Origin of the sequence: Mesorhizobium sp. Mes31, assembly GCF_024519675.1 — a bacterium.
Lineage (GTDB): Bacteria > Pseudomonadota > Alphaproteobacteria > Rhizobiales > Rhizobiaceae > Mesorhizobium.
In genome coordinates this window covers 65254-82460 of sequence record NZ_JALJRL010000014.1, presented here as the reverse complement: position 1 = coordinate 82460, position 17207 = coordinate 65254, and the positions used below count along the sequence as shown (strand labels likewise).

Annotated in this window: 18 protein-coding genes; 9 read left to right on the top strand and 9 right to left on the bottom strand. The window is 63.1% G+C overall.

The window, feature by feature from the left end; all coding sequences use genetic code 11:
* Positions 1–12 precede the first annotated feature (12 nt).
* On the bottom strand, positions 13–1524 hold the full coding sequence (gene araG / locus NR193_RS22835) for an L-arabinose ABC transporter ATP-binding protein AraG (protein WP_256753012.1): 1512 nt from the start codon (positions 1522–1524) through the stop codon (positions 13–15).
* Between the two features lie 70 nt (positions 1525–1594).
* Positions 1595–2587 (bottom strand): arabinose ABC transporter substrate-binding protein, encoded by a 993-nt coding sequence (locus NR193_RS22830; protein WP_256753011.1) that lies wholly within the window; start codon positions 2585–2587, stop codon positions 1595–1597.
* Between the two features lie 259 nt (positions 2588–2846).
* On the opposite strand from NR193_RS22830, the gene NR193_RS22825 reads away from it, so the two are divergent.
* Together NR193_RS22825 and dgoD are read left to right on the top strand one after the other, a co-directional pair.
* Positions 2847–3536 carry a FadR/GntR family transcriptional regulator gene (locus NR193_RS22825; RefSeq protein WP_256753077.1) on the top strand — a complete coding sequence of 230 codons (690 nt, stop codon included), beginning with the start codon at positions 2847–2849 and terminating at the stop codon, positions 3534–3536.
* A 14-nt stretch (positions 3537–3550) separates the two neighbouring features.
* Positions 3551–4699: a galactonate dehydratase gene (gene dgoD, locus NR193_RS22820; RefSeq protein ID WP_256753010.1), complete on the top strand. Its 1149-nt coding sequence runs from the start codon at positions 3551–3553 to the stop codon at positions 4697–4699.
* 183 nt (positions 4700–4882) lie between these two features.
* Here the strand turns inward: dgoD and NR193_RS22815 are convergent, their stop codons facing one another.
* Positions 4883–5323, bottom strand: a complete 441-nt coding sequence (locus NR193_RS22815; protein ID WP_091582685.1) for an Lrp/AsnC family transcriptional regulator — start codon at positions 5321–5323, stop codon at positions 4883–4885.
* A 133-nt stretch (positions 5324–5456) separates the two neighbouring features.
* On the opposite strand from NR193_RS22815, the gene rocF reads away from it, so the two are divergent.
* Together rocF and NR193_RS22805 are read left to right on the top strand one after the other, a co-directional pair.
* The gene (gene rocF / locus NR193_RS22810; protein WP_256753009.1) at positions 5457–6389 is read left to right on the top strand and encodes an arginase; all 933 of its coding nucleotides are present in this window, start codon (positions 5457–5459) and stop codon (positions 6387–6389) included.
* 2 nt (positions 6390–6391) lie between these two features.
* Positions 6392–7447 carry an ornithine cyclodeaminase gene (locus tag NR193_RS22805; protein WP_256753008.1) on the top strand — a complete coding sequence of 352 codons (1056 nt, stop codon included), beginning with the start codon at positions 6392–6394 and terminating at the stop codon, positions 7445–7447.
* Between the two features lie 108 nt (positions 7448–7555).
* Here the strand turns inward: NR193_RS22805 and uxuA are convergent, their stop codons facing one another.
* A complete protein-coding gene (uxuA, locus tag NR193_RS22800) occupies positions 7556–8740 on the bottom strand; it encodes a mannonate dehydratase (protein ID WP_256753007.1) in 1185 nt (394 codons plus the stop codon).
* Between uxuA and NR193_RS22795 the strand changes: the two genes are divergently transcribed.
* The 3 genes from NR193_RS22795 to NR193_RS22785 are packed head-to-tail and all read left to right on the top strand — an operon-like array spanning position 8740 to position 10694.
* Entirely contained in the window at positions 8740–9666 is a 927-nt protein-coding gene (locus NR193_RS22795; RefSeq protein ID WP_256753006.1) for a FadR/GntR family transcriptional regulator, read from the top strand. The genes uxuA and NR193_RS22795 overlap by 1 nt on opposite strands.
* A gap of 13 nt (positions 9667–9679) precedes the next feature.
* On the top strand, positions 9680–10465 hold the full coding sequence (locus tag NR193_RS22790) for an SDR family NAD(P)-dependent oxidoreductase (protein WP_256753005.1): 786 nt from the start codon (positions 9680–9682) through the stop codon (positions 10463–10465).
* Between the two features lie 4 nt (positions 10466–10469).
* Positions 10470–10694 (top strand): hypothetical protein, encoded by a 225-nt coding sequence (locus NR193_RS22785; protein ID WP_256753004.1) that lies wholly within the window; start codon positions 10470–10472, stop codon positions 10692–10694.
* 167 nt (positions 10695–10861) lie between these two features.
* Here the strand turns inward: NR193_RS22785 and NR193_RS22780 are convergent, their stop codons facing one another.
* The 5 genes from NR193_RS22780 to NR193_RS22760 form a co-directional block, all read right to left on the bottom strand.
* Positions 10862–11293, bottom strand: coding sequence for a hypothetical protein (locus tag NR193_RS22780; protein ID WP_256753076.1), 432 nt, complete (start codon positions 11291–11293; stop codon positions 10862–10864).
* 274 nt (positions 11294–11567) lie between these two features.
* On the bottom strand, positions 11568–12428 hold the full coding sequence (locus NR193_RS22775) for a sugar phosphate isomerase/epimerase (protein WP_256753003.1): 861 nt from the start codon (positions 12426–12428) through the stop codon (positions 11568–11570).
* A gap of 9 nt (positions 12429–12437) precedes the next feature.
* Positions 12438–13586, bottom strand: coding sequence for a dihydrodipicolinate synthase family protein (locus tag NR193_RS22770; RefSeq protein ID WP_256753002.1), 1149 nt, complete (start codon positions 13584–13586; stop codon positions 12438–12440).
* 39 nt (positions 13587–13625) lie between these two features.
* Positions 13626–14408 (bottom strand): 3-ketoacyl-ACP reductase, encoded by a 783-nt coding sequence (locus NR193_RS22765; RefSeq protein WP_256753001.1) that lies wholly within the window; start codon positions 14406–14408, stop codon positions 13626–13628.
* Positions 14405–15550 carry an acyl-CoA dehydrogenase family protein gene (locus NR193_RS22760; RefSeq protein WP_256753000.1) on the bottom strand — a complete coding sequence of 382 codons (1146 nt, stop codon included), beginning with the start codon at positions 15548–15550 and terminating at the stop codon, positions 14405–14407. Before NR193_RS22760 ends, NR193_RS22765 begins: the two co-directional genes overlap by 4 nt.
* 163 nt (positions 15551–15713) lie before the next feature.
* On the opposite strand from NR193_RS22760, the gene NR193_RS22755 reads away from it, so the two are divergent.
* Positions 15714–16730 (top strand): aldo/keto reductase, encoded by a 1017-nt coding sequence (locus tag NR193_RS22755; protein WP_256752999.1) that lies wholly within the window; start codon positions 15714–15716, stop codon positions 16728–16730.
* On the top strand, positions 16727–17197 hold the full coding sequence (locus NR193_RS22750) for a MaoC/PaaZ C-terminal domain-containing protein (RefSeq protein WP_256752998.1): 471 nt from the start codon (positions 16727–16729) through the stop codon (positions 17195–17197). The genes NR193_RS22755 and NR193_RS22750 overlap by 4 nt, the downstream gene beginning before the upstream one ends.
* Positions 17198–17207 lie beyond the last annotated feature (10 nt).

Genomic DNA, 17207 nt, shown 5'->3' with positions numbered 1-17207 from the left:
CGGCAGAAGTCCTCAGGATGCGATCGCGTCGGGGGTTTTCGTGTCGGGAAGAGCGGCGGCCAGGATCGCCCTTTCGGCGAACTGGTCACGCACGAGTTCGGCGCTGATGCGCCCGCCGCACATAACCAGGATGCGGTCGCAGATGCCCATCACCTCCGGCAATTCGGAGGAGACGACGACGATCGCCATGCCGTCTTCGGCAAGCTGGTAGAGCAGTTCGTAGATTTCCGATTTGGCGCCGACATCGATGCCGCGCGTCGGCTCGTCGACGATGAGAACCCGCACGCCCTGTTCCGACAGCCAACGGCCAAGAATGACTTTCTGCTGGTTGCCGCCGGAGAGGTTTATGATGTCCTGCTTGCGTGAGGGGGTGCGCACCTTGAGCTTCTTGATGAAGGTCTCGGCGGTCGCGATCTCGCTGGCGCGGTTGAGCACGCCGAAGCGCGTGTGATGGCGCCGTGACGAGATGTTGATGTTCTCCTCGATCGAACGGCCCTGGATGATGCCGTCATGCTTGCGGTCTTCCGAGCACAGCACGATGCCGGCCCGGATCGCGTCATGTGGATCGGTGGCATGAACGACCTTGCCGTCGACGGTAATGGTGCCGCCCGAGCGCGGGTCAGCGCCAAAAACCAGCCGCATCAGTTCGGAGCGCCCGGCGCCGATCAAGCCGAAGAAGCCGACGATCTCACCGGCCCTCGCCTCGAAGCTTGCCGGCGCCCTCAGCTTTGCCCCGGCGACAGTGTCGACTTTCAGGCGAACGTCTCCGGCCTGACGCGGACGAAAACCCCAGATGTCGGAGATTTCGCGGCCGACCATCTCGGCGACGACCTGGTCGCGGGTGACACCTCTCAGCGAGACGTGGTGCGCCGCGAGCTTGCCGTCGCGCAGCACGGTCAGGCTGTCGCAGAGGCGGAACACCTCGTCGAGCCGATGCGAGACATAGATGATGACCTTGCCTTCGCCGCGCAGGCGGTCGATCAGGGCAAACAGGATTTCGCTTTCGCGCGACGACAGCGACGAGGTTGGCTCGTCCAGCGCGATGACGCGGGCGTCGAGCATGATCGCCTTGGCGATCTCGACCATCTGGCGTTCGCCGATGGACAGCGTCTTGACCTTGCGGCGCATCTCGATGTCGATGCCGGCCGATTTCAGCTTCGCGCCGACATCGTCCAGCATCCGGCGGCCGGCGATGATGCCGGCGCTGGCGGGAAAACGGCCAAGGCTGAGGTTTTCGGCAACGGTGAGTTCAGGAACGAGCTGCAGTTCCTGGTGGATGACGATGACGCCATTGTCGAAAGCATCCCTGGTCGAGGCATAGGTCTGGACCTTGCCCTCGATGCGTATCTCGCCCTCGTCGGCATGCTGGTCGCCGGAAAGAATCTTGATCAGGGTGGATTTTCCCGCACCGTTCTCGCCCATCAGGCCATGCACCGCACCCTTGTCGACGCCGAACGACACGTCCGACAGCGCCTTGACGCCCGGATAGGTCTTGGTGATGTGGGAGAATTCGAGAAAGGACACCGCGCCGATCCTTCTTGTGCCATGCCAAACAGGCGGCGGGATGAGCCGCCGCCTGTTTGTACAGGGAGGATTATTCGATGCCGAGGCCCTGCCGGACCTTTTGATAATCGTCGCGCTTGGCCAGCGCGCCGGAGGTCAGGATCAGCTTCTCCGGTTCCTTGTTGTTGGCAACCCAATCGTACATGTTGAGCGCCGTCTCATAGCCGTGGCGCTTCGGCGAGATGATCACCGTGCCAACAAAGCCGGTGGCGGTCGGCTTCTTGAACTCGTTGATTGCCGAATCCGCGCCGCCAATGCCAACGCCGATCATGCCGTCGGCCGGAATGCCGACGCTCTCGGAGGCGCGCACGGCGCCCAGCACCGCTTCGTCGTTGAGGCCGAAGGAGACCCACTTCTTGATGTCGGCATGGGCATTGAGCACGACCGTCGCGGCGTTCAGCGCGGCTTCGGTGTCCGTCTTGGCCTGCGGGGCGTCGAAGATGTTCTCGGCCTTGAAGCCGTTCGCCTTCAGCACCGAGATGGCGCCTTCGACACGATCGACCGCCGTCGGCAGCTGGTCATAGGAGACGCGGATGGCGCCAACCTCGTCGGCCTTCCAGCCGCGCGCCTTCATTTCGTCGACGATCGCCTGGCCGACGGCCTCGCCGATCTTGGTTGCCGAGATGCCCATATGCGGCACGTCTTCCAGCGCCTTGCCGTCGGCACCGACCAGGCGGTCGTCGACGGTCATCAGCTTGAGATTGTTGGCGGTGGCCTTGGCGACGATGCCGGGGCCAAGCTTCACGTCCGGCGTGCAGACGATGAAGCCCTGGGCGCCCTGGGCGCCGAGATTGTCGATCGCCGACATCAGTTTCTCACCGTCCTCGGCGCCGATCTTGACCAGGGTAAAGCCCTTTTCCTTGGCGGCCTGGTCGGCGAACTTCCATTCGTCCTGGAACCACGGCTCCTCGGGCTGTTTGACGATGAAACCGATCTTGGTGTCCTGAGCATAGGCAGAAGCGATCGTCGTGACGGACAGCACGGCAAGCGCGCCCGCGACGAGCGCGGTTTTCAAAAGTCGCATGATTACCTCCCAGCGATAGACCGGGCGCTCAGCCCGGGTGCCGGAGTGTTTATTCGCTTTTATCATACTCGTCAATTGATCTGGTATGATAATTAATGTACATGCTCGGACCAGCGATCGCTGGCGCAATTGATCCGCATCCGTTAAGGCCGGACAGATTGTGCGAAACCAGCGGATTCGCCGCCTTTGGAGGAGGGCCGAGGTGACCGATATCTTGAAGAAGGCACAGGGCGAAGCGGTCATCCGTCGCCCGCGCGTCATGCCCGACGTGACCAAGGCGATTGCTTCGGACATCTTTTCCGGACGCTACCCGGCCGGGTCCTCCCTGCCGACCGAAAACGAACTTGGCGTCGAGTATGGCGTCAGCCGCACCGTCATCCGCGAAGCCCTGAAGGTGCTGGCCGCCAAGGGACTGGTGCTGTCACGGCCGCGTGTCGGCACCATCGTCTGCAATGAGGACGACTGGAACATCATCGACCCGCAAGTGCTCGCCTGGCACGCACCGCATGCGCTGGACGACAAGCTTTTCGACGCCATCCTCGAAACACGCCGCGCCATCGAGCCGCTGGTCGCCGAGCTTGCCGCCACGCGCGCAACACTGCAGGAGATCGCCGATCTCGAAGCGGCCTGGCGAGGCATGGCAGGCGCCGGCGAGGATCTCGCGATGTTCTCGCGCTCCGACATCGCCTTCCACCAGATCGTCTATGCCGCGAGCCACAACCCGATCTTTCGCCAGATCGGCAATTTGATCGACACCGGGCTTAAATTCTCGCTGGAAGCGACGGCGACCATTTCGCTCGAGCGGCGCATGGAAGCGGTGGCGGCGCACCGCGAGGTGGTGGAGGCGCTGCGCATGCGCGATGCCCAAGCGGCGCGCGGCGCGGCCAATCGAATTCTCGACCTCGCGGCGCGCGACCTCGTCAGCGCAAAAAAACTCAAGAACAACTGAGACAGACAGACCGCATGAAAATCATCTCGCTCACCACCTATATCGTGCCGCCGCGTTGGCTGTTCCTGAAGATCGAGACCGATGCCGGCGTCACCGGCTGGGGCGAGCCGGTTGTCGAAGGCAGGGCGCTGACCGTCGAGGCGGCGGTCAAGGAGCTTGGCGATTATCTGATCGGCAAGGACCCTCGCCTGATCGAGGACCATTGGACGCTGATGCATCGCGGCGGCTTCTACCGCGGCGGGCCGATCCTGATGAGCGCTATCGCCGGCATCGACCAGGCCCTGTGGGACATCAAGGGCAAGGCGCTCGGCGTGCCAGTGCATGAGCTGCTCGGCGGCAAGCTGCGCGATTCTATCAAGGTTTATTCCTGGATCGGCGGTGACCGGCCGGCGGAGGTCGTCGCCGGTGCGAAGGAAATGGTGGCGCGGGGCTTCCTGGCGCTCAAGATGAACGGCACCGAGGAACTGCAGATCGTCGACAGCCACGACAAGATCGATGCGGCGGTCGAGAGGGTCGCCATGGTGCGCGAGGCGGTCGGCCCCGGCATTGGCATCGCCGTCGACTTCCACGGCCGGGTGCACCGGCCGATGGCGCGCATCCTGGTCAAGGAACTGGAGCCCTACAGGCTGATGTTCATCGAGGAGCCGGTGCTCAGCGAAAACCGCGAGGCGTTGAAGGAAATCGCCGCCCTTGGTTCGACGCCGATAGCGCTCGGCGAACGGCTCTACAGCCGCTGGGACTTCAAATCCGTGTTCCAGGAAGGCGTCGTCGACATCATCCAGCCCGACCTGTCGCATGCTGGCGGCATCACCGAGTGCCGCAAGATCGCGGCGATGGCAGAAGCCTATGACGTGGCCGTGGCGCCGCACTGCCCGCTCGGGCCCATCGCGCTTGCCGCATGCCTGCAGCTCGACGCGGTCAGTTATAACTGCTTCATCCAGGAGCAGAGCCTCGGCATCCACTACAACGGCGCCAATGACCTGCTCGACTATGCCGCCAACAAGGATGTCTTCCGCTACGAGGATGGCTATGTCGCCATTCCTGATGGCCCGGGCCTGGGTGTCGAGATCGACGAGGACTATGTCAAGGAGCGCGCCAAGGAAGGACACCGCTGGCGTAACCCGATCTGGCGCCACAAGGACGGCTCCTTCGCCGAGTGGTGATCCCATGGCGGAGCCGGCTCGGGGTCGAATTGCAGTCAAAGGCGGTCTGGCGGGAAAATGCGGCCGTATTGACGATTTCTGGCCGCGTGGGTGTTTCCCCAGGAGGTCCCCACCTATCATCGTTCCATAGGCTTCGTGTTCGGCTTTTCGAGTCGGCCGTCAGTCTTCGTCGTCTCGCAGCAGCTAGGTCAGTCGTGCCCGCGTCGTGCGCGGCGTGGCCAGGAGCAGGCTCGTTTCGCTGCCCGTTATGCCGGCTATGAGCCGGATGCGCCGTAGCACGGCATCGAAATCCGTCAATGAGGCGGTCCCGAGTTCGACCACCAGGTCCCAGCGGCCATTGGTGGTATGGATGGTCGAGACTTCGGGGAAGCCGCCCAGCGCCCGAACCACGCGGTCGGCGGCATGCCCCTCTATCTCAATCAGCATGATCCCGCGGATGCGCTGATCGACGGCGTCGGCGCGCAGCACCACCGTGTAGCCGATGATCTCGCCGGATCGTTCCAGGCGCTCCATACGCGCCCTGACCGTGGCGCGCGAGACGCCGAGATCGACGGCGAGGTCCGACACACTGCGACGCGCATCATGCCGCAGCAAGGTCACGAGCCGTTCGTCCAGCGCATCCATGGAGGCTTACCAATCTGATCAGTTGTGGTGCCATTATGATAAAGTAGGCTTTTCGAATTGCCAATTGTGCCTGTTCATATCGCCGGCTCGCCATGGTTCCCTCGCGCCATTCAACTTGAGCCGCGGAAAAACAATGCGTTGCACAATCGTCGGGGCGCCCGTGCAGGACGGCGCTGGCAGAATGGGATGCGAGATGGGGCCGAGTGCCCTGAGGACCGCCGGACTTGCCGAGGTGCTGTCCGGCCTCGGCCACTCTGTCGAGGATATGGGCGCCGTCCAGGCAATTCCGGTGCGGCGCGTTGTGCATGGCAATTTGGCGCTGAAGGCCCTGCCCGAGGTATCGGCCTGGACATCCGCCATTGCGGAGGCCGCCTACGCAGCCAGCAAGGACGGCATGCCGATCTTTCTCGGCGGCGATCATTCGATCTCGGCCGGGACCTTGTCGGGTCTCGCCCGCCGCGCCACAGAGGCCGGGCGCGCGCTGTTCGTGTTGTGGCTCGACGCGCATCCGGACTTCCACACGCTCGACACCACCGCCAGCGGCAATCTGCACGGTGTCCCGCTCGCTTATGCCAGCGGTCAGCCGGGTTTCAGTGGCTATTTCCCAGATCTGCCGGCAGCGGTCGACCCCAAGCGCATCTGCGCCATGGGCCTGCGCAGCGTCGACCCGGCCGAGCGCAACGCGCTCAACCAGGCGGGGGTCACCGTGCACGACATGCGCGCCATCGACGAGCATGGCATCGCGCCGCTGCTGCGCGCCTTCCTGGCGCGGGTATCTGCCGAAGACGGGCTGCTGCATGTCAGTCTCGACGTCGACTTCCTCGACCCGTCGATCGCGCCCGCGGTCGGCACCACGGTTCCCGGCGGCGCGACGTTCCGTGAAGCGCATCTGGTGATGGAGATGCTGTCCGACAGCGGCCTTGTTTCCAGCCTGGACCTAGTGGAGTTGAACCCTTTTCTGGACGAGCGTGGCAGAACCGCGACGCTGATGGTCGACCTGACGGCGAGCCTGATGGGACGTCGCATCATGGAACGCCCGACTCGTAGCCATTCCGGGAGCTTTTGATCATGACCACGGCAAAACTGAACATCGTCCCCTTCGTCAGCGTCGACCGCATGATGAAGCTGGTGATTGCCATCGGTGTCGAGCGCTTCCTGACTGAACTCGCCGGCTACATCGAGGAAGACTTCCGTCGCTGGGAACTCTTCGACAAGACGCCTCGCATCGCCTCGCACAGCCACGACGGCGTCATCGAACTGATGCCGACAAGCGATGGACGCCTCTATGGCTTCAAATATGTCAACGGGCACCCCAAGAACATGCGCCAGGGTTTGCAGACGGTCACCGCCTTCGGCGTGCTCGCCGATGTTGGCAGCGGCTACCCGATGCTGCTCACCGAAATGACCATCCTGACCGCGCTGCGCACCGCCGCTACGTCTGCTGTCGCGGCCAAGTATCTGGCGCCGAGCGGCGCGCGCACCATGGCCATCATCGGCAACGGCGCCCAATCGGAATTCCAGGCGATCGCCTTCAAGGCGCTGACCGGCATCGACCGGCTCAGGCTCTACGACATCGACCGGTCAGCCTCGCTGAAATGCGCGAGGAACCTTGCTGGCATGGGGTTCGACATCACCATCTGCGGGACCGGGCAGGAAGCGGTTGAAGGTGCCGGGATCATCACCACCGTTACCGCCGACAAGCAGTGCGCCACCATCCTCACTGACAACATGGTCGGCTCCGGCGTCCACATCAACGCCGTCGGGGGCGATTGCCCGGGCAAGACCGAACTGCACAAGGACATCCTGCTGCGCTCCGATATTTTCGTCGAGTTCCCGCCACAGACACGCATCGAGGGCGAAATCCAGCAGTTGGATCCCAACCATCCGGTGACCGAGCTCTGGGAAGTGATTGCCGCCAAGGCCCAAGGACGCCGGGACGCCAAGCAGATCACGCTGTTCGATTCGGTCGGCTTCGCGATCGAGGACTTTTCGGCACTGCGGTATGTTCGTGACCAGTTGCAGGCCACAGGCCTCTATGAGGAACTCGATCTGCTCGCTGACCCCGACGAGCCTCGAGACCTGTTCGGCATGCTGCTGAGGGCGGCCATGCAGCCTGCAGCATGAGGATCCAACGGGATGTCCCCGTCGGCATATACATCACTGGAGATGGGGCCTTCGTAGACAGAGCACGACACGAGGCGAAAACAGCGATCCCTCGTCCGCCTGGCGCCCCTAGGCCAGCCCGAACCGCTCCACGGCGCGCATGATGCCGCGCAGTTCGGCGAGACCTTTCAGCCGGCCAATCAGCGAGTAGCCGGGATTGATCCTGGTCTTGCCGATATCGTCGGCGAGCAGATGGCCATGGTCTGGTCGCATCGGAATGCGCCAGTCGGCACGGCCTTCGCCGCGACGGCGCGCCTCTTCCCGCATCAAGGCGAGAATGACATGCGCCATGTCGGTGCCACCCTCGAGATGTTCGGCTTCATGGAACGAGCCGTCATCCTCGATGGTGATGTTGCGCAGGTGGACGAAATGGATGCGGTCGGCGAATTCCTTGACCATGCCGACAATGTCGTTGTCGGCGCGCGTGCCGTAGGAACCGGTGCAGAACGTCAGGCCATTGGCCGGGCTGTCGACGGCATTGAGGATGAACCGCGCGTCCTCGGCGGTCGAGACGATGCGCGGCAGGCCATAGAGCGAGAATGGCGGATCGTCGGGATGGATGCACATGCGCACCCCCTCCTGCTCGGCCACCGGAATGATCTCACGCAAGAACCAGGCAAGGTTGTCACGCAATTCCTTCGGCCCGATCGAATCGTATTCGGCCAGGGCCTCGCGAAAACTGTCACGGTTGTAGCTGCGCTCGGTCGCCGGCAGGCCGGCGATGAGGTTGCGCTCGATCCTGTCGATGTTCTCGTCGCTCAGTTCCCTCAGTCGCGATTCCGCCTCGGCGATACGGGCGGCAGTGTAGCCGGCCTCGGCATTCCTGCGCTTCAGCACAAACAGGTCGTAGGCGGCGAAGTCGATCGCATCGAAACGCAGCGCATAACCGGTCGTCGGAAGCCGATAGGCTAGATCCGTGCGGGTCCAGTCGACCACCGGCATGAAATTGTAGCAGATCGTCGCGATGCCGGCCTTGGCAAGCGCACGGATCGTTTCCTTGTACCAGCCGACATAGCGAAGCCTTTCCGCCGAGCCGATCTTGATCGAGTTATGGACGGGAATGCTCTCGACGACCGACCAGGTCAGCCCTGCCGCCTCGATGATCCGCTTGCGCTCCAGGATGCTCTCGAGCGGCCAGGCGCGCCCGTCATAGATATCGTGCAAGGCCGAGACCACGCCTGTCGCACCTGCCTGCCTGACATGATCGAGCGTTACCGGATCGTCCGGTCCATACCAGCGCCAGCACTGTTCCATTGCGACTTTCCTTCTGCGAGACGTCGGCAATCTATTGTTGGACCACAATGGGAGTCAAACTAAAAATTCGAGCACAAACTCTTGAGAGTTTTGTCCATCCCGATCATAAATCTGAAGAACAAAGGCCAAAATCGGTTGTTTTCCGCGAAGTCTGCGATATGTTGGTCCAACAATTAGAGGAAAGCGTGACGTTGAAAGACTCTCAAGCCGTACGCGAGAATGCCGCCGCGCGGCGCGTCAGCGGCCGGTCCGCGGTGGACACGACGGCCGGGCGGATTCTTGATCTCATCCGCGTGCGGCAGCTGAATGTCGGCGACGTGCTGCCGACCGAGCGTGAGCTCAGCGAGCTCACCGGGGCCAGCCGCAATACGGTGCGCGAGGCGTTGCGCACCATCCGCACTTATGGGCTTATCGAGCCAAAGCCCCGCGTCGGCGCCGTCCTGGCCAACGGGCAGAGCATCGCCATCCAGAATTTTTTCGCCGCGCACATGGACATTTCGCGCTCGTCCTTCGCCGACATACAGGGCTACAGGCGCATCATCGAAGTCGGCATCGGCGACCATATCATCCTGCATGCCTCGAACGAGCGGATCGAGGCGCTCGACGAAATCAACGCCCGGATCATTGCGAGCCGCTCGATCGAAGAGGCCGCCGAGAACGATTTCAATTTCCACATGGCGCTGATCAGTCTGGCGGACAATCGCATGCTGACGGACATGTATTCCTTCCTTTCCCCCGTGATCCTGCGGATCATGACCATCGGCAAGGAAATGCGTCCGGTGCTGGCCGATACAAGGGCTGCACATGGCGAGATCATTGCGGCGCTGCGCGCGCGCGACAGGCTGGCTTACGCCTACCTGATGAGCCGCCATCTCGATTTCGCCTTGCGTTTCCTGCCGGAAGAGCCGGCTTCCAATCGTCAATGAAGGAGTTCCGACAATGAAGGAGTTCGACGGCAAGGTGGCATTGGTTACGGGGACGACCGGGATCGGACTCGCAACCGCCAGACGCCTTGCGTCGGGGGGTGCCGCGATCATCGCCTGCGGCATCGACCGCGCGGCAAACGCGGCGATGAAAGCGGAACTGGAAGGCTCCGGAGCCGAGGCGCTGATCATAGGCGCCGATGTCTCCGTGCCTGATCAGGTTCGCGACGCGCTGGCGGCCGGCGTCGAACGGTTCGGCGGCCTCGATATCATCGTCAATTCGGCGGCGGTCCATCCGTATGGAACGGCGACAAGCACCGATTTCGAAACCTGGAACAAGGCGATGTCGGTCAATGTCGGTTCGATCTATCTGACCGCGCATTTCGGCATTCCTGCAATGAGCCGCCGAGGCGGCGGCGCCATCGTCAACGTGGCCTCGGTGCAGGGCTTCGCCTGCCAGCAGAACGTCGCCGCCTATGCCACGACCAAGGGCGCCATCCACACGCTGACGCGCGCTCTGGCCCTCGACCATGCGCGCTCCGGCATCCGCGTCAATTCCGTCAGCCCGGGTTCGATCCGCACCCCGATCCTGGAGAAGGCCGCGCGCGGCGACAATGGTAGCGATGCCGATGTCGAGGCCGCCTACAAGCGCTTCGGCGAAGCGCATCCCATCGGTCGCATCGGCGAGCCGGAAGAAGTGGCGGAACTCATCGCATTCCTGTGTTCGGCGAAAGCCGGGTTCTGCACCGGCGCGGACTACAAGATCGATGGCGGCCTGACCGCCGGCATTGGCGTGAAGTAGAACCATGAAGATCGGTCTTGGCCTTTACCGGGAGTCGCTGACCCCAGACAATTTCCGCTTCGCCCGGCAGGCTGGTGCTACCCACATCGTTGCCCACGTCACCAACTATTTTCGCGGCCGCGTGGTTCGGCTGGCCCTCGAAAAAGTGCGCGGTGAACGGCTGGTCGCCAAGGCGATCCGGGAGGGCATGAGCGCGGTCGAAGCGTACAGGACCTTCGGCATCATGTGATAAGTCGACCGGGAAACCGGGAACTTCAGGGCACAAGGCTGAAGGGCTCGCGAGCTTGTTGGCCGCGAGCGCGAGGGCATGCATCGACTTCACTCTGCAAACCGGGGTCCGGGGGGATCATATCGCGGTCACAGACACGCAACGATCCTCACCTCAAGCCGGCCAATTCAGTACATGATCCTTTGCCTCAGCCATGCAAAAAATCCATTCCCTCGAACTGTTGCGCGGACTCGTGCGGCAGCCCAACGCGCTTTCATGGTAGCACCTGCATGGCAATCGCAGACGATCTCGTGCAGTTGCCAGTCGCTTAGTTCGAAGAAGCGCTTGGCCTCGCCATACGTGTCATCTTTCAGGCCCGAAGCGCGCAGCACCGGGTCTTCGAAGGCAACAGCGATTGGTGATCCTTCCCCACGCACGCCGGCACGTTCCTCCAGGGGCAGATATTCGGTACCTGCAAACGCTGCAAGGCATCGCTCGGGATATTGCTCGAGAAGTTCCGCCCAGCGCTCGATACGCTGGTTCCGTGTCATTGCCGAATATGCGGCCGAAGATTCAATCTTGGCGACCGCATGCAGTTGATCGAGTGTCTGATGTTTCATGGTTGGCTCCTGTCGAGAGGGAGAAGCGCCCACGCCTTCAAGGGAATTATCGCGCGGTGAGGCTTCGACAAGGGCAGCAAGGCGCGCGCAGCCCACGGCCTGATGAAAACTCTTCCCGGCCTGCCTGCCGGCCAGCGCACCAAGCCCGAAGTCGTCCTTGCTGTCACCGACAGGTGTGTCGATGCCGAGCAGTTGCAGGCCGCGATTTAGGCAGCGGAAGTGACGCGGCATCCCCATCTACGGGCAAAGGGGTCAAGTCTCGTCGTGGATTTCTTCAGCAAACCGTTCGAAAGCGCTCGACGCAGGCATCGAGCACATCGGCCGGATCGCGCTTCCACCAGTTCCCGGCGGAAAAAATTTCCACTTCGCACAGACCCTGGTAGCCGGCCGTTTCGACGGCGGTCCGGATCGCCTTCAGATCGGCGACGCCCTCGCCCATCATGCCGCGATCGACCAGAACATCGCGCGTCTCGGCCAGCCAGTCGCAGAGATGGTAGCCAAGGATGCGTCCGGCACCGGCACGTTCCAATTCGACGCCGAGAGTGGTGTCCCACCAGACATGGTAGATATCAACGGCCACCCCAACATTGGCGTGCCCAATGGCATCGCAGAGATCGACCGCGTCGCGCACGGTCACCAGGCAGGAGCGGTCACCGCCATAGACGGGGTGCAGAGGCTCGAGCGCCAGTTTCACCTTGTGTCGGGCTGCATAGGGGGCCGCCTCGGCGACGCGATCCGCGACACGCTTCAGACTTTCGGGAACGCCGCGCGTACCGGGCTCGACCCCGCCGGCCACGATGGTCAGGACCGGAGCTCCGAGTTCCGCCGCCATATCGATGGCGGCGCGGAAATCGTCCATGATCGCGGATCTCGTTGGCAGCGCCAGCGGACCGACGAGGAACGGCGCCCGGCAGAGGCCTGCCACGGCGAGCCCGGCCGCGCGGGCACGATCGCCGATCTCGACAGCCCGCCTGCCGATCTCGCGCCGCCAGAAGACGATGCCGCCGAAGCCCCGCTCGGCGCAGGCATCGATGACCCGCTCGACCGGCCAGCCGGCCCCGTGCCCGTCGACATTGTGGCCAAGCGTGGCTGTGTTGAGGGCCAATGCAGAATGATCGTTCGAAAAATCGCGCATCGGTCTGATTCAGGCGCCGTAGAGCGCCAGCAGCCGGCGCATGCGGTTGGCGGCCATGTCGGGATCGCGCAGCAGCCCGCAGCCATCGGCGAGCTTGAAGGCCTCCACGAAATAGGGCAGCGGACGTTTCGCCTGCGCACCGCCGAGCATGACGAAATAATCCTGGAAGCCGTTCAACCAGGCGAGAAAGACCACGCCGGTCTTGTAGTGTTGCGTAGGCGCCCGGAAGATGAGCCGCGCCAGCGGCACGGTGGGGTCGAGCGTGTCGCGGAACGCCTTCAGGTCGGCGTCTCCGAGCTTTGCCACCGCATAGGCGGCCGCCGGCGCCAACGGGTCGAAAATGCCGAGCAGCGCATGCGAAAAGCCATGCTCGTCGCCAGCGATCAGTTCGGGATAGTTGAAATCATCGCCCGTGTACATCTTGACGCCTGCCGGCAGCCGGCGGCGCATCTGGATCTCCTTGCCCTTGTCGAGCAGCGAGATCTTGATGCCGTCCACCTTGCTTTGGTTCTCGGCGATGATGGCAAGCACCGTTTCCATCGCTTGTTCGAAGCTGTCCGTTCCCCAGTAGCCCGCAAGAGCCGGATCGAACATGTCGCCGAGCCAATGCAGGATCACCGGTTTGTCGCATCGGCCAAGCACGTCGCGATAGACCGACACATAGTCGTCCGGGCAGGAGGCGACCGCCACCAAAGCGCGGCTCGCCATCAGGATCAGGCGTCCGCCGAGCGCCTGGATCGCCTCGACCTGCTCGAAATAGGCACGCCGCACATCGTCAAGCGAACGCGTGGCGGCGGGATCGAGATGATCGGTGCCGCAACCATTGAACACCAGCGCTCCAGGAAGCTCTTGTCTGGTGCGGCGGATCAGTTCGAGCGCACCGGGCCAATCCAGCCCCATGCCGCGCTGTGCCGTGTCCATCGCTTCAGCGATGCCCAGGCCCATATCGGCAAGATAGCGCCGGAATGCCATGGTGGCGTGCCAGTCCACGCTGGCCGGTCCCATCGGATCATTGTCGGTGAAGGGGTCTGCGACGACATGAGCAGCCGAAAAGACGACGCGCGCGGAACGCTTCGAGAGCCTGGCCACCGGAACGGTTTTTCCGCTCATGCGATAGCCGGAAAAGGCGCCCTTTGCATCCGGAAGACTGATCATCATCAGGTCGTCTCCTGTCTCACACCGCCTCGGGAGCCCGCGTCAGAAACGCGGCACCAGCATCCCGGCATCGGCCGAGATGACGTGGCCGGTCGTATAGGGCAGCGCGCCCGACGCCAGGGTCGCCATGATGCGGCCGACATCCTGCGGCTGCCCGAGCCTGCGGATCAGGGTCAGGCCTTCCTCATCGATCCGCCGCTGATAAGTCTGCGAGACATGCCTGGTCATCGCCGTCTCGATCAGGCCGGGCTGGATGTCGTAAACCGCAATGTTCTCGCGCCCGAGCCGCACGGCGAAAACCTTGCTGATCATGGCTGACGCGGCCTTGGAGACGCAGTACTCGGCGCGCGGCTCGGCCACCGCGGAAGCGTTGGACGACGACACGTTGATGAGGCTGTAGAAGCGGCCGTCGTCGCGCTGGCGTGTCAGCAGCCGCCGGGCCCAGCGCTGGCCGAGGAAGAACTGCGCCTTGGCGTTCACCGTTTGACAGCGGTCATAACTCGCTTCCGAAACGTCGAGCGGGTCGCCGCGATCCATCACCGACACGCCGGCATTGTTGATCAAGGTCGACAACGGGCCGATTGCATTCTCGGCCTGGTCGAGCAGCACATCGTGCGATGCAAGATCGCCGACATCGCCAGCCACCCGCACCACAGGGACGCCGGTCGCGGCGACCGTCGCCTCGGCCTCGTGCAATTCGTCGTCGTCGGCCGGCCCGTTAAGCGCGATGGCGAAACCGATCCTGGCCAGTTCAAGCGCTGCGGCGAGCCCGATGCCACGGCTCGAGCCGGTGATCAGGACCGCATGGCGCGGCGCGGCACTCATGCCCGAGCCCCATGCTTCAGCAGTTCACGGGCGATGATCATGCGCTGGATCTGGTTGGTGCCTTCATAGATCTGCGTGATCTTGGCGTCGCGATAGAGCCTCTCGACTTCGAAGCCTCTGATATAGCCGGAGCCACCGAAGACCTGCACCGCATCCGCGGTACGGGCGACAGCCATGTCGCCGGCGAAGCACTTGGCAATCGAGCAGGCCTTGGTCGCATTCTCGCCGGCGTCGATCTTGGCGGCCGCACTCTGCACCAGAAGGCGCGCTGCCTCGATGTCCTTGGCCATGTCGGCCAAAAGCCACTGGACGCCTTGAAACTCGACGATAGCCTTGCCGAATTGTCTGCGCTGCTGGGCATAATCGACGGCCGCTTCCAATCCGGCCTGACCGATGCCCACCGCAAGCGAAGCAATGCCGACACGCCCCTTGTCAAGCACGCTCATCATCATGTGGAAGCCCTTGCCCTCCTCTCCGAGCAGGGCCTCTTCGCCGAGCATGACATCAGCGAAATTGAGCGCGCCGACCTGGCTGGCCCGCTGGCCCATCTTGTGCTCCTTCGGGCCGCGCTCGATGCCCTTGGCATGCAGGTCGACGATGAAGATGCTCATGCCGCGATGCCCGGCTTCCTTGTCGGTGCGGGCCAGCACGAACCCGATATCGGCGACCGGCGCGTTGTGGATCCAGATTTTGCCACCATTCAGACGCCAGCCGCCTCCATCACGCGTTGCCGTGGTGCGGATGCCGGAGACGTCGGTGCCGGCTTCCGGCTCGGTGATGCAGTAGGCGACCTTGGTTTCGGCGCGCATCACCGGACCCAGCCATTGCTCGCGCTGAGACGGCGTGCCGTGGCGCACCAGCAACGTGCTGATCAGTTCGACCAGGCCGCACTGGTCGGCGACCGAGGCGTAGCCCCGTGACAGTTCCTCCATTACCAGCGCGTAGGTGAGCGTGTCGAAACCAGGGCCACCCATCTCCTCGGGAACGCCGACGCCGAACAGGCCAAGCGCGCCCATCTGTTCGTAGATTTCCACCGGGAATCGCTCGTCACGATCGAGGGCCTCGGCCGCCGGTCTGATGACCTCGTCGGCAAACTGGCGGGCCATGTCCCGCACCTGGCGCTGGGTGTCCGTGATAAGCATCGCATCCATCGTTTGTAACTATCTAGTTACTCCTAACGCGGATCCAGCTTCTCCGTCAAGCGTGGAAAATCGAAGCGTCCCATCAACGTTACAACAACGACTTGCCCAGCATGAGAAGTTACGATAAAAAATAACCAGATGGTTACTAACGGGAGGAAATCGGATGCAGCCTTCAGACAGGCGCAGGTTCGGTCGGGTCGATCTCGATGTCACGGCGTTCGCCTTCGGCACCGCGCCGATCGGGAACTTTCTCAGGGAAATCGACGAAACCACGGCCGATGTCATGGTCCAGCATGCCTGGAACGCCGGTGTCCGGTTCTACGACACCGCGCCGATGTACGGCCACGGACTTTCGGAGCTGCGCCTCGGCCATTCGCTGCGCTGGAAGAACCGTTCGGATTTCGTGCTCGCGTCGAAGGTCGGACGCGTGCTGAAGGCGAAGAAACGATCCGAGATCGACTTTTCGCCATGGAAGAACGCCGCGGCCAACGAGATGATCTTCGATTACAGCTATGATGGGACGATGCGGTCGTTCGAGGATTCGCTTCAGCGCCTGGGGCTGGAGCACATCGACATGCTGTTCATCCATGACATCGATCGCTTTACGCGTGGCGACGCCCAGCCCGAAGTGTTCAGGCAAGCAATGGACGGCTGCTGGCGTGCGCTGGAAAAACTACGCAGGGAAGGCCTGGTCAAGGCGATCGGCGTTGGCGTCAACGAGTGGGAGGTTTGCCTCGAAGCGCTCAGGCAACGCGACTTCGACTGCTTCCTGCTGGCAGGGCGATATACGCTCCTGGAGCAGGATGCGCTCAACGAGTTCCTGCCGCTTTGCGAAGAGCGCAACGTCGCGGTGATCGTCGGCGGCGGCTTCAACTCCGGCATCCTGGCGACAGGCGCGGTAGAGGGCGCCAAGTACAATTATGCGCCAGCGCCCGCAGCCGTCATGGAAAAGGTCGCCAGGATCGAGGCCGTCTGCCTCGACTACGACGTGCCCTTGCCTGCGGCCGCACTGCAATTCGTGGTGGCCCACCCTGCTATTCCCTCCTTCTGCGCCGGCACACGAACGGTGGAGCAGTTGTCCCAGAACCTCACATGGTTCAGCCATCCGATCCCGACCGCGTTCTGGGCCGACCTAAAGCAGCGCAAGCTGATCCGGGAGGATGCCCCGGTGCCGGCATGACGGCAGAGACCGCGCCGGGCCGCCAGCTCACGGTGCAAGGCCTGTCCTATGGGGAGGTCGCCGTCGGCGATTGGTTCGAGACCGGTGCCGTGGCTGTCACGGAGCAGATGATCGACGCTTTCGCCGAACTGACAGGCGATCGTTTCGAAATCCATATGAGCACGGCTGGCGCGCAACGCCATGGCTTCCAGGCCCGCGTCGCGCATGGATTGCTGGTGCTGTCGCTGGTGGACGGATTGAAGAACCAGGCACCGGCCGGGTTTCGGGCAATCGCTTCGCTGGGCTGGGACTGGACGTTCGTGGCGCCTGTCCTAGCCGGCGATGAGATCCACGCACGCATCGTCGTTGCGAACAAACGGGAGACCCGGCACTTAGCGCGAGGGATCCTGGCGCTGCGCTTCGTCGTCACCAACCAGCGCGGCGAAACGGTCCAGTCCGGAGAGAACAAGCTGATGGTCTATCGCTAGGTCGTATCGC